At 65.7% G+C, this 12,257-nt stretch carries 12 protein-coding genes and 1 tRNA gene; 2 read left to right on the top strand and 11 right to left on the bottom strand.

Annotated features, from left to right (window positions below):
• Window positions 1-75 precede the first annotated feature (75 nt).
• The 9 genes from AC6CHY_RS11340 to AC6CHY_RS11300 all read right to left on the bottom strand — a co-directional run bounded on the left by AC6CHY_RS11340 (window position 76) and on the right by AC6CHY_RS11300 (window position 7,690).
• A complete protein-coding gene (locus AC6CHY_RS11340; protein ID WP_498226742.1) occupies window positions 76-444 on the bottom strand; it encodes a hypothetical protein in 369 nt (122 codons plus the stop codon).
• Window positions 441-788, bottom strand: a complete 348-nt coding sequence (locus tag AC6CHY_RS11335; RefSeq protein WP_217390693.1) for a J domain-containing protein — start codon at window positions 786-788, stop codon at window positions 441-443. Before AC6CHY_RS11335 ends, AC6CHY_RS11340 begins: the two co-directional genes overlap by 4 nt.
• Before the next feature lie 225 nt (window positions 789-1,013).
• The gene (locus AC6CHY_RS11330; RefSeq protein WP_498226741.1) at window positions 1,014-1,436 is read right to left on the bottom strand and encodes an Hsp20/alpha crystallin family protein; all 423 of its coding nucleotides are present in this window, start codon (window positions 1,434-1,436) and stop codon (window positions 1,014-1,016) included.
• Window positions 1,437-1,698: 262 nt separating this feature from the next.
• Window positions 1,699-2,544 carry an aldo/keto reductase gene (locus AC6CHY_RS11325; protein ID WP_498226740.1) on the bottom strand — a complete coding sequence of 282 codons (846 nt, stop codon included), beginning with the start codon at window positions 2,542-2,544 and terminating at the stop codon, window positions 1,699-1,701.
• A 93-nt stretch (window positions 2,545-2,637) separates the two neighbouring features.
• Window positions 2,638-3,090, bottom strand: a complete 453-nt coding sequence (locus AC6CHY_RS11320; protein WP_217390690.1) for a hypothetical protein — start codon at window positions 3,088-3,090, stop codon at window positions 2,638-2,640.
• A 90-nt stretch (window positions 3,091-3,180) separates the two neighbouring features.
• Complete coding sequence (locus AC6CHY_RS11315) at window positions 3,181-3,900, bottom strand: proteasome activator (RefSeq protein WP_498226739.1); 720 nt, start codon at window positions 3,898-3,900, stop codon at window positions 3,181-3,183.
• A 191-nt stretch (window positions 3,901-4,091) separates the two neighbouring features.
• A complete protein-coding gene (locus tag AC6CHY_RS11310; RefSeq protein WP_498226738.1) occupies window positions 4,092-4,340 on the bottom strand; it encodes a YbdD/YjiX family protein in 249 nt (82 codons plus the stop codon).
• 2 nt (window positions 4,341-4,342) lie between these two features.
• Entirely contained in the window at window positions 4,343-6,589 is a 2,247-nt protein-coding gene (locus tag AC6CHY_RS11305; RefSeq protein WP_498226737.1) for a carbon starvation CstA family protein, read from the bottom strand.
• A gap of 123 nt (window positions 6,590-6,712) precedes the next feature.
• Complete coding sequence (locus tag AC6CHY_RS11300; protein WP_217390713.1) at window positions 6,713-7,690, bottom strand: NAD(P)H-quinone oxidoreductase; 978 nt, start codon at window positions 7,688-7,690, stop codon at window positions 6,713-6,715.
• A 197-nt stretch (window positions 7,691-7,887) separates the two neighbouring features.
• Here AC6CHY_RS11300 and AC6CHY_RS11295 point away from each other — a divergent pair.
• Both AC6CHY_RS11295 and AC6CHY_RS11290 read left to right on the top strand, forming a co-directional pair.
• Window positions 7,888-7,975 (top strand) — tRNA-Ser (locus tag AC6CHY_RS11295).
• A 164-nt stretch (window positions 7,976-8,139) separates the two neighbouring features.
• Window positions 8,140-8,922 (top strand): VOC family protein, encoded by a 783-nt coding sequence (locus AC6CHY_RS11290; protein WP_217390687.1) that lies wholly within the window; start codon window positions 8,140-8,142, stop codon window positions 8,920-8,922.
• Between the two features lie 71 nt (window positions 8,923-8,993).
• Here the strand turns inward: AC6CHY_RS11290 and AC6CHY_RS11285 are convergent, their stop codons facing one another.
• Window positions 8,994-11,027: an FAD/NAD(P)-binding protein gene (locus AC6CHY_RS11285; RefSeq protein WP_498226736.1), complete on the bottom strand. Its 2,034-nt coding sequence runs from the start codon at window positions 11,025-11,027 to the stop codon at window positions 8,994-8,996.
• 100 nt (window positions 11,028-11,127) lie between these two features.
• Window positions 11,128-12,225, bottom strand: coding sequence for a type I restriction endonuclease (locus AC6CHY_RS11280; RefSeq protein ID WP_498226735.1), 1,098 nt, complete (start codon window positions 12,223-12,225; stop codon window positions 11,128-11,130).
• Between the last annotated feature and the right edge of the window lie 32 nt (window positions 12,226-12,257).

Raw genomic sequence — 12,257 nt, 5'->3', positions numbered from 1 at the left:
AGGGCCCGTCACCGTCAGGTGGCGGGCCCTCGTGCGTTCGATTCCGTCCGGACCGCCCGGTGCGGTCGTGGCGGGCTATGGCCCGGCGCCGTGGATGAACGCCCTGGCGTGGTCCACCGCCTTCTTGAACGCGTCGTTGCGAAGCCTCAGTTCCTCCTCCTCCCGGGACTCGACGTAGTCGGTGATTCCGGGGCGCAAGAGCCAGATCCCGCTCACGGGCGGCAGGTAGAGCACGGCGAAACAGCGGCGCCGCTCGTCCACGGTCCACATCGGCACCACGGCCAGGGCGGCCCCCGTATCCGCGTTGACCCATTGCGCACGGGGAACGGGCAGTTCATGGATCTCGGGATCCAGGAACGGTGCCGTCCCCTGCCCCCAACGCGCCTCAAAACGCTCAAGGAACTCGGGCAGCAGCGGCGCATCGTAGCGATGCCAGGAATTCACGGCTTCCTCCTTTCCGGGGGCAGGGTCCAGACCAAGGGCCCCGCCACCACCTCGGGCCGGGTCGTGCGGGAAACCCGCCTGGCCCCCGCAGGCCCCGCGGTCCGGCGGGCTGCTGGGTGTTCGCGATCGTAGTCGGACCGGGCGGCGGCGTTGCCCAGGACCGCATAGGCGTCCATCACCGACTGCAGCCGGGAACGCTCCAGCGCTTCCTGCTCCGGGCCATCTGGCCCCGGCCTGGTGTCGGGATGGTGCAGCCGCATCTGGGCCCGGTAGGCACGGGAGATCTCCGCGGCGCTGGCCTGCGGATCCAGGCGAAGCACCGCATAGGGGTTGCGGGATTCCACGGGAATGCCTTTCGTATCATCGCGCCGGGGTCGGGCGCGGGCCTTAACGGGGATGCTGAAGATGGTCCCGTCCCCTGCCGGGGAACGGGACCATCTTCGAAGGGGACGACGCCAGCCCCGGCCCGACAATGCGCCGGAGGCGCCGCGGTGTGCCATGTGGCCAACACCCGCATTTACTGATGCCGGGAGCGGGCCGTCCCCGTCAGGTGACCCATCTCCGGGACCTCAGGCGCCGATGGACTGGCGGTCGGACTCCTTGCTGGTAATGGCGATCTTGCGTGCCTTCGCCTGTTCGGCGACCGGAATCTGCAGGGTCAGCACACCCGCGTCGTAGCTGGCGTCGATGTTCTCCGTATCGAGGTTCTCCCCCAGCACCAGCTGGCGGCTGAACACTCCCCGGGGGCGTTCGGCGGCAAGGATTTCGACCTCGTCGCCCAGTGCATCACGTTCGGCCTTGATGGTCACGACGTTGTTTTCGACATCCAGGTCGATCGAATCGGGGCTTACCCCCGGGAGGTCAAACTCGATCCGGAACTTGTCACCTTCACGCCAGGCGTCCATGCTCATCGCCGCCGGCCTGGCCGTTGTCCCCCAAACCTGCTGGGCGAGCTTGTCGAGTTCACGAAACGGATCTGAGCGCATCAACATTGTTCTCTCCTTCACAGCTTTGTCGTTTGCCGATCCCGCTGCCCCGTGTGGCTGCGGGTATTAACTTTTTTAGCATCACTCCATCGTCCGCGCAACAAGAAATTTCCTGGGAATTTGGCGATTTTTTACCCCAAATCCACGGGGCGCCGCGCCCCGGGCCGCCGGGGCCGGAGTACCCCTTAAGCGCGTGTGGGGACCCGCTGCCGGGTCCCCACACACACTTGTCTTGGCGCTCATCCGTTGCCGGGCAGCCGTTGGCTGGCTAGGCGAAGTCGCTGACTGCCGGGTCGGCCGCGATGCGGCCTTCCGCGCCCTTGTCCAGGGCGTTGATGGCGGCCAGGTCCTCGGCGTCCAGGGACACTCCAAGGCCGGCCAGGTTCTCCACGATGCGCGAGGGGGTCACCGACTTCGGGATGACCACGTTGCCCAGGGCAAGGTGCCAGGCGATGACGACCTGGGCGACGGACGCGTTGTGCTTTTCGGCGATGGCCAACAGTGCCGGGTCGTTGAGCAGTTCGTTGCCCTGGCCCAGGGGCGACCACGACTGGTGCAGGATGCCCTTGGAGGCCTCGAATTCGCGCAGTTCGGCCTGCGGGAAGTACGGGTGGGTCTCGACCTGGTTGATCACCGGCAGCACGCCGGTGGCATCCTCGAGTTCGGCGAGCGCCTCGACGGTGAAGTTGCAGACGCCGATGGACTTCACGCGGCCGGTCTTCTGCAGCTCGATGAGCGCCTTCCAGGTGTCCACGTACTTGCCCTGCTTGGGCTGCAGCCAGTGGATCAGGTACAGGTCGAGGTACTCCAGGCCCAGGCGCTCCAGGGAGGCGTCGAAGGCGGCCAGGGTCGAGTCGAAGCCCTGGTCGGCGTTCCAGACCTTGGTGGTGATGAACATGTCCTCGCGGGGCACGTCGGTGGCTGCAATGGCGCGGCCGACGCCCTCCTCGTTGCCGTAGATGCGGGCGGTGTCGATGTGGCGGTATCCGGCGGCGAAGGCCTGCTGGACCACGTCGGTTGCCACGTCGTCTTCGACCTTCCAGACCCCGTAGCCAAGCTGGGGAATGGTGTGGCCGTCGTGGAAAGTGAGATCTGGGGATACAAGATTCGTCATGTTTCCCATCCTGCCACCGTGCATTGACTGGAATTGCCGGCGGCGGGAATGATCAGCGCTGGGCGAAACCGGAAGGCACCGCGGCCCCGGCCCCTAGTGCTTGGCCATCTCGGCCTCGGCCGCGCCGATGCCGTCGGCCACCAGGTCCGCACGCATGGCAACGTTCTCCAGCCCCGCCGACGCATAGCCCCAGCGTTCCCCGTCGAGGCGGGCCATGGCGGCGACCTGGGCGGTGGTGGCCAGGTCGTTGGCGGCCTTGGAGAGCAAGCGGTGCACGGCGTAAAGATCGTGCGGGACGTCCTCGCCGGTGCTCGGGGACTTGGCCTGGGCGGCGACGCACACAACGCGCACCCGTGCCTGGAGCTCGGCCAGGTGGTTGGCGATGAGGATCAGGGCATTGTGCAGGTCGTCGTCCTCGATGCCCTCGAGGACCTGGTGCACCCGATCCAGCGAGCGCCCGAACCTGTCATAGGCACGGCGCCAGACGCCATCGCCGAGTTCCTTGTTGTCGCGGCGTGCGCCGCGAACGGAGGAGAACAGCCCCATCTACGTGTTTGCCTTTGTTATTGCCATGATGTCCCCCGGTGGATCAAGATGCCCGAGGAACAAATCGCTACCCGTGTTGCCAATTCCAGTCTAGAGGTACTGCCCAAACCCGCCGTCGCCGTCGGCGCCCGGACCCTGCGTCGGTCGCTCGGGACCCGGAGGCGTGCCCGGGCCGCCCTGGGTCATGCGTTCGGGCTCGCCCGCCTCGTTGATGACGATCCCGGGGGCCACCTGGGTGCCCGGTGGAAGCTGGCGCATGGCAACGCGCTGGGCAAGCTGCTGGTTGGCCAGCTGCTGGGCGGCCATCGCCGCCTGCAGTCCATGGAAGACGCCTTCGAGCCAGCCGACCAGCTGGGCCTGCGCCACGCGAAGCTCGGCCTCCGAGGGCGTCTCCCCGTCGGCGAAGGGCAACCGGATGCGGTGGAGTTCCTCGGCAAGTTCCGGCGACAGCCCGGTCTCCAGCTCGTGGACGGAGCGTTCGTGGATGTCGGCCATCCGGGTGCGGGCCTCCTCGTCCAACGGTGCGGTACGCACCTCCTCGAGCAGTTGCTTGATCATCCCGCCAATGCGCATGAGCTTGGCAGGCTCGCCGATGCTCCCCACCTGCACGGCCTCCCTGCCGGGAGCGTGCCCGTCAGGTGCACCGCGGGAGGCCCCCGGTGCGGCGGGCTGATCGACAGGACCCGTCGACGGGGTTTCCGGACGCGTTCCCGCCCCGGCCGTTGCCTGGAAGGGCCAGGCCGATTCATCGGGCGCAGGAATGTTCGATGCAGCGTTGGGATCGGGGATCTGTTCACTGTGCTCGCTCATGGCTCCATCTTGCCATGCGATCCCCCGGTCCGGCAGGAAGATTTCCCTGTGGGTACCCCGCCGGCCGGGGACCGCGGCCGGCGAGACGGTTCCCGGGCGGCTTCGGGCGGCCCGCGCCAACAGCAGGGGGCCGGCGGACAGTGTCCACCGGCCCCCGGCCCCCTCTGCGCTAGCGTGCGCAATGCTGATGGTCAGCAGCACCGACCCTGCGGGTTCTTCTCCTGCCAGTCGGTGTAGTCGCGCCAGAACTCCCGTTCGCCCATGGGAGCGACACCCGGATGGGTGCGGGCCTGGTGTTCCAGGTACACACGGTATTTGTCCGCCCCCAGCACCCCCTCGAGGTAGCGCACGATCCCCCGGGCGATGTTGCCCGTTGCGGACAGCCCGCGCGCCAGCACCGAGGTGCCTCCGACCGGCGGGGTTCGTCCTGCGGTGTCCATGGTCAGTGTCCCCCGCGTGCCATCTGGTGTTCCGGGGGAACCTGCTTCCAGGCCTTCTCCAGCTCCTTCTCCGCCGGGGAAGAAACCAGGCCGGCCGGTGCGTAGATCCTCGAAGGGATCTCCGGGTCCTCCGTGTCGGCCCCGCCGCCGTTCGGGTAGGCCCGGATGGTGGCGATGATGGCTGCGACGATCACGATCAGCGAAAGCAGCAGGAAGATCACCGAGAGCCAGCCCTGGACGCCGGTGTTACGCACCACTGCCTCCATGGCCTCGACGTTCTTCGCGGTTCCGAACGTGGTTTCCCCGCGTTCCAGGGCGCCCTTGAACGCGTTGTGCTGGGCGAAGTAGCCCACGGCCGGGACCGGGGAGAAGATCTTCAGGAACGAGGCGTACACGGTGACCACCGTGGCGAAGGCCAGCGGAAGCACCACGATCCACAGGTACTTGAAGTTCCCGCGCTTGGCCACGATGGTCATGACCACGGCCAGCGCGATGGCAGCCAGCAATTGGTTGGAGATGCCGAAGAGCGGGAAGAAGGTGTTGATCCCGCCCAGCGGGTCGGTGACGCCGAGGATCAGGATGTACCCCCAGGCCGCGACCATGATGGCCGTGCAGACCCAGGCGCCGGGACGCCAGGAGGTGTCCTTGAACCTCGGGATGAAGTTGCCGATGGTGTCCTGCAGCATGAAGCGGGCCACACGCGTTCCCGCGTCCACCGCGGTGAGGATGAACAGTGCCTCGAACATGATGGCGAAGTGGTACCAGAAGGCCATCATCGCCGGCCCGCCGAACCACTGGTTCATGATGTGCGCGATGCCCACGGCCAGGGTCGGGGCGCCGCCGGTGCGGGAGACCACGGATTCCTCGCCCACGCCCGCCGCCAGGTCGGTGAGCATGCTCGGGGTCAGGTTCACCCCGGTCAGGCCCAGCGAGTTCACGAACGCCACTGCCCCTTCCACGGTGCCGCCGGTGGCCGCAGCCGAGGAGTTCATCGCGAAGTAGATGCCGCGGTCGATGGAGATCGCCGCAACCAGCGCCATGATGGCCACGAAGGATTCCATGAGCATGCCGCCGTAACCCAGGAAGCGGGTCTGCCTTTCCTTCTCCACCATCTTCGGGGTGGTTCCCGAGGAGATCAGCGCGTGGAACCCGGAGAGGGCGCCGCAGGCAATGGTGACGAAGAGGAACGGGAAGAGGTGCCCGGCAACCACCGGGCCCTTGTCGGAGCCCGCGAACTCGGAAATCGCCGGGACGCTGATCTCCGGGCGGACCACGATGATGGCCACGGCCAGCAGGCCGATGACGCCGATCTTCATGAACGTGGAGAGGTAGTCGCGCGGGGCCAGCAGCAGCCACACCGGGAGCACCGCGGCGATGAAGCCGTAGACGATGATGAACCAGGCCAGGGTGGTGCGGTCCAGGTGGAAGAGCTCGGCGCCCCAGGCGGACTCGGCAACCCAGCGGCCGGAAATGATGGCAAACATCAGCAGCACGAAGCCGATCAGGGAAATTTCCATGACCTTGCCCGGGCGGATGAAGCGCAGGTAGACACCCATGAACAGGGCGATGGGGATGGTCAGGCCCACCGAGTACACGCCCCAGGCGGACTCGCCCAACGCATTGACCACCACGAGGGCCAGGATGGCGACGATGATGACCATGATGGCCAGCGTCGCGATCAGTGCGGCGGTGCCGCCAATGACGCCCAGTTCCTCGCGGGCCATCTGGCCCAGCGAGCGTCCCCCGCGGCGCATGGAGAAGAACATGACCAGGTAGTCCTGGACCGCGCCGGCCAAGACCACGCCGATGATGATCCAGATGGTGCCCGGAAGGTAACCCATCTGGGCCGCGAGGATCGGGCCCACCAGCGGGCCGGCGCCGGCGATCGCCGCGAAGTGGTGCCCGAAGAGCACCCGGCGGTCGGTCGGCATGTAGTCCTTGCCGTTGTTGTTGTACTCGGCCGGGGTCGCCCGGAAGTCATTGGGCTTGGCGATCTTGCGCTCAATGAACTTGGAGTAGAAGCGGTAGGCCACCAGGTAGGTGCACACCGCCGCGAAGACGAACCAGATAGCGTTGATGGTCTCCCCGCGGGAAAATGCCAGGATGGCCCAGGCCACGCCGCCAAGCAGCGAAATCGCCACCCACAGGGCAATCTTGGCCGGAGTCCATTTGCGTTCCTCGGCATCCGCAACTTGCGGGTCTACGCCTGCCGGGGGAAGCCCTGGAGCAGAAGGTTGGGACGTGCTCATGTTTTCCTCTCAAGTGACTGATGGATCGGACAATGCGAGTGATCCTGCGGGCGCGTGCCGCGAACCTTTGTGGTCCGCGACACTGCCCCTTGTGATACACCGTAGCCCTTGGGAAAAACAGATTCAGATCTTTACGATGATTTTCCCCGTGTGATTCCCCGAATCGAAGTATTCATGCGCCGAACGGGCCTCTGTGAAGGGAAAACGCCGGTCGATTGACAGGTCAAGCCTGCCGTCGGCCAGCATCGGCAGGGCATGTTCCTTCACCGCCGCGACTATTTCCGCCTTTTGCTCCAGCGGCCGGGCGCGCAGGGTGGTGCCCACGACCCGGGCACGCTTGGCCATCAACGCGCCGAGGTTCAGCTCGGCCTTGGCGCCTCCCTGCAGGCCGATGACCACCAGGGTCCCGTCCTGGGCCAGCGCGCGCACATTCGACTCCAGGTATTTGGCGCCCACGACGTCAAGAATCACGTCGGCCCCGGCGCCGTCGGTGAGCTCCCGGGTGCGCTCGGCAAAGTCCTCATCGCGGTAGTTGATGCCCGCGGCGGCCCCGAGGGCCAGGCAGTGGGCGATCTTTTCCTCGCTGGAGGCTGTCACCAGGACCTTGGCACCGGCCGCCGCCGCCAACTGGATGGCCATCGACCCGATGCCTCCGGCCCCTCCGTGCAGCAGCACGGCGTCGCCGCGGGCCAGACCGGCTTCCAGGAAGAGGTTGGACACCACGGTGCAGGCGACTTCCATGAAGCCTGCCGCATCGAGAAGGTCCACGGTCTCGGGGACCTCGAGGACCAGCCCCGCCGGAACGGCAACATACTGGGCGTACCCGCCGCCGGCCAGCAGGGCGCAGACCCGCTGTCCCACGGTGATGCCGACGGCGCCCTCGCCCAATGCTTCGACGGTGCCCGACACCTCCAGCCCCGGGATGTCACTGGCACCCGGTGGCGGCGGGTAGACACCCCGGCGCTGTTGCACGTCGGCGCGGTTCAGCCCGAAGGCCGCCACCTTGATGAGCACCTCCCCCGGCCCGGGGACCGGCATGGGCCGTTCGGCCTCGGTCAGCACCTCGGGACCGCCTGAACCCCGGTATTCAATGGCACGCATCATCGTCATGGTCGTCTCCCGACATCGTTCGCTTCGCTCGCGGGCTCGGCCCGGAGGCCCGTGCTTCAGGGCCTCGGCACCCGCGGCCTTCCTTGTTGGGGCAACTCTAACCCCCGGGAAATCCCGACCCCGGTTTGTGACCGCCGGGGCGTGGCTGTCCGGCGGCACGCCGCGGCTGGCGTATACTTTTTGGGTCTGGATGGTTGTCCGAGCGGCCTAAGGAGCTGGTCTTGAAAACCAGTGTGCGGTAACCCCGTACCAAGAGTTCAAATCTCTTACCATCCGCTCAGTGCAAGGAGGCGGTTCCCGTGGCTACGGGAACCGCCTCCTTTCCGTTAACCTGCAGGCCATGGCCAGGTGCCGGTGGTGCACGTAGGATTCCTAGCAACCGGGCTGGCACGATTCCCGGACCCGAACCAACGGCAACCCCAAGATTGGAAGCGTTCGACATGCCACTGCGCGAAAGCACTCCCGCCGGAAACCCGGTCTGGACCGACATCATGACCACCGACATCGAAGCCAGCAAGAAGTTCTACGCAGCACTCTTCGACTGGGAGTTCGAGGAACCGGTCGCCGAGGAATACGGCGGGTACCTCAGTGCCACCCGGCAGGGCCGCCTCGTCGCGGGACTCTCCCCCTACCAGCCGGAGTTCGGGGGCATTCCGAACATCTGGTCGCTGTACCTGAAAAGCGACGACATCACGGCCACCCAGGCCAGCATCCAGGGCGCCGGCGGCCAGGTCCTGATGCCGCCGATGCATGTGGCGCCATACGGGCACATGGGCATTTTCCTTGACGCCGGAGGCGCCGCATTCGGCGTGTGGCAGCCGCAGGAGCACCAGGGATTCGGCGCCGATTCGGAGCATGGAACGCCTGCGTGGCACGAGCTGCATTCCAAGGACTACCAGGCGGCGGTGGAGTTCTACGCCAAGGCCTTCGGCTGGGACACGCACGTGATGTCCGATTCCCCGGAATTCAGGTACACCACCTACGGACAGGGCGACGCTGCCAAGGCGGGGTTGATGGATGCCTCAGGATTCCTGCCCGCCGAGGTCCCCGGGTCCTGGATCACCTATTGGGGCGTGGATGACGTGGACGCGGCCTGCGCCACGGCCGTGGCCAACGGCGGCAGCGTGACCGAGGACCCGCAGGATTCGGAATTCGGACGGGTTGCCGCGATCACCGACTGCTGCGGGGCATCCCTGAAGCTGGTGGGAGTGCAGCGCGGCTAGCTGCGGCCCGGTGGAAGGTGCGGGCCTTGGTGCCCGCACCTTCCCTCCGCCTTCGTTTCAGCGAATCTGTCTCAGCGCGTCTGGTCCAGGTCCTTGACCTGGCTAAGGCGAAGCAGTTCCCGGGCAATGTCCTGGGCGTCGCCGATGGTCCGCGCCGCTCCGTCGAGCGGCGCCCCGGCCTGGGCCGCAATTGCCGTCCCCCATTGGGCGGATGAAAGCTGCAGCCCGAGCACGAAGATGGCGCGGTGCGCCAGCCCCTTGGCATCAACCATGCGGTACGGATCGCCCACGACAGCCAGGCCCTGGCCGGGAATCGGTTCGCCCTGGTCGTTGTGCATGGTGAACGGCGCCGCCAGCCCGTCGTCCAGCATTTGCCGCAGCAGCGGGGAATCTGTTTGCAGCACGCGGTTGGCCGGCATCATCGCCTCGATCAGCGTGCGCGCGGTGTACGCCGGAGCGTCGATCCACGGCGAGGACGCGGTGAACATCCCGGTGGGCAGATCGATCTCGAATTCCGGGTCCGGGCCGATGAACTCCACGACGTTGGCCCGCGCCAGGGCCGCAAGTTCCTCGATGCGCTGCAGGGGCGGGCCTGAAGCCAGCCCCTCCACCAGGGGTTCGAACCAGCCCTGCACCTCCAGCAGTCGCGATTCGTCGGAGATCAGGCCCTCGGCGATCATGTCCTTGACGATCATGCGCCCGGCGTTGAGGGTGGCGATGGCCATCTTCAACGGGTCCCTCTCCCCTTCCACCGAGGATATTGCGTCATATTCCAGATATTCCATGACGGCCTTCTGGTATTCCTTTTGGGAGGAGAACCCCCTCTCGGCAAAGGGATGGCCCAGCCCCGGAACATCCAGGAATCCCAAGGCCGGGGCGAGTTCCTCGACGAGCCGGCGGGCGTCCTGCAGCCACACCTGGGATCCGGCCTGGTGTTCGGCGTCGAGGGCATCGGTGAGCAGCCCGACGAATTCGTCCGGGTCCACCTCGAAGCGGGAGGGGTGGCGGAGCGCGGCGGCACGGTAGTACGCCAACAGGACGTCGCGGTGAAGCAGCGGCCACACATGGGCGTCAAAGCGCACCGCTGCTTCCGGGTTCAGGACCCGCGCCTCGGCGACTTTCTGCACGATCAGCTCGCCATCCAGGTAACGCAGGTGGACCGAGTCCGGGATGAATTCCTCGATGCAGGATTTCGCGCGGTAGGGCGTGCCGCGCCGGGAGGCAGCAACGATCCGCGGTTCGCGCCCCGTGGGCCAATATTCCAGGGCCCGTCCGGGCCCGCCGTTGATTTCGTTGAACTGCCCGCCACGGCCCACGGTCAGGGCGATCATCACGTCAAAGAAGTTCAGGCCCAGTCCGCGCACCAAGACGCTCTCCCCTCCCGGGACCTTGTCCCAGGCAACATCCCCGGGGACGTTGGGGCCTTGGTAGAGCAGGCCGGCGTCATCCGCGGCCTGGGCCATGGCCTCCTGCACGGGGTTCAGCCGCGCCGGGACATGTCCCAGCGCCAACACCACCGCGTCGGCGCGCAATTCAAATCCCGCGCCGGACCGTCGCGGGTGGGGGCGGGCCTCATCGACCGGGTGCCCCTGCAGCTGGTAGTCGGCCTCCCCGCGGTGCAGCCCGGTGATCTCGGCACGCTCGAAACGTACCTCGGCGACGGCCGGATGCGACCGCAAGGCGGCAATCGACCGGTCGAACACGTGACGCAGGTAGCGACCGTAGAGGGCGCGCGGCGGATACGAGCCCCGGTCCATGTGCTCGAGTTCCACCCGTTCCACGCTGCTGAGCACCGCGCCGTCGCCGCCGGCTGCACGCCATTGGTCAAAGCTCAGCCCCGGTTCATCCGGATGCGTGCGCTCGGGGGCCACGGTCGGGAAACCGGCCGGGGTGTTCATGAGGAAATGCCGGGATTGTGCCGTGGACCAGACATGCCCTGCACCGGGATCATGGACGTCAAAAACCACGACAGTAACCTGGCGCGAGCTGATTCTGGCGCCCGCCAATTCGGAGGCCAGGCGTTCGAGAATCGAGGTTCCCCTCGGCCCTGCACCCACAACTGCTATGACGTACGGTTCCCGTCCGGGATTCTGCTTCTCACTCACGGTTTCAGCCTACTGCCGTTGCAGCCTGTCGATTCGCCGGAAGCCCCCACGGGAGGTCGCGCCCAAGCGAAGCGGAGGTCAAGTGCCCGGGCCGGTTAGCCTAGACCGCTTCATACCTTTCCACCGTGGCCCTCAGGGCATCGGCATGTAGGTAGATTTCGTCCAGGCTCTCAATGGGGATGCGCGCCTCCGCCTTGTCCTCCCCAAAAAGCCCCAGATACTTTTGGGACCTGTTGAAATGAAGCCTTGCGATGGGCTTGCGGTTGTTGTCATCGAGGAGCACGGCAAAATATGATTTCGCGTCGCGATGTGCAATGCGGTGAACCTTGACGTTCATGCAGACAATGGCTCGAACAATGTGGAAACCTTCGAGCTCATCCAGGGTCGTGTCGACTCCGTCGTCCTGTTCGAGGTCAGCTTCAGCCACAGGTTGGCTGGTAACGCTCGCCGCGGCCTGAACGGCGGTGACCATGGGGATGTTCGGTTCCCCAAGTGCAGCCTTGAGCCGTTCATTCACCTGGTCTGCTAGGTACTGTTTTGTCGCCTTGGCCACGAGCCCCGTGAACTGCTCGCGCACTCGTTGGGTAAATTGACCCCCATAAACGCCCGCAGAAAGGAATTTGACCCATTCGGCCGTCGGCTCCTGGAAGTTCGAGGCGATGGTCCGCTTGATTTCGCCGACGTAGCGTAATTCCTCGGCGGCGCTAACGATGGATTCGAGGTCGAAGGCTTCCCGAGACAGCTTGCGCAGCTCCGGAATCAGCGTTTCGTCGATGTCGTTCATGTCGAGGATCAAGAATGGTTTTGCATCCATCTTGTTCGGAGCATCCAGATCCGTGTAGAACTGGTAGACCTCGCCGTTGGTCAGGATCGCTATGCGTGCAGTTGTGGCTGCGAAATATCGGTATAGCTGGGACGCGTGCTCATACTTTAGACCGCCGACCGACCGCTTGCACTCAATCAGGATCTGGACCTCGCCCTCAAGCATGATCGCGTAGTCGATCTTCTCGCCCTTTTTGATCCCGATGTCGGCCGTGAATTCGGGAATGACTTCCAGAGGATTGAAAACGTCATAACCGAGGATCGTCGAAATGAACGGCATGATGAATGCGTTTTTCGTCGCTTCTTCGGTTTCAATCATGGTGCGTTGCTGCTGAATCTTTGCTGCGAGTGCTGCTAACCGTTCTCCGAATTGCATCGTTATCCCCTATTCAACGAAACTAAGACCCA

Source organism: Paeniglutamicibacter sp. GQ140 (assembly GCF_059759235.1).
This window is presented reverse-complemented; position numbering and strand designations above follow the sequence as displayed.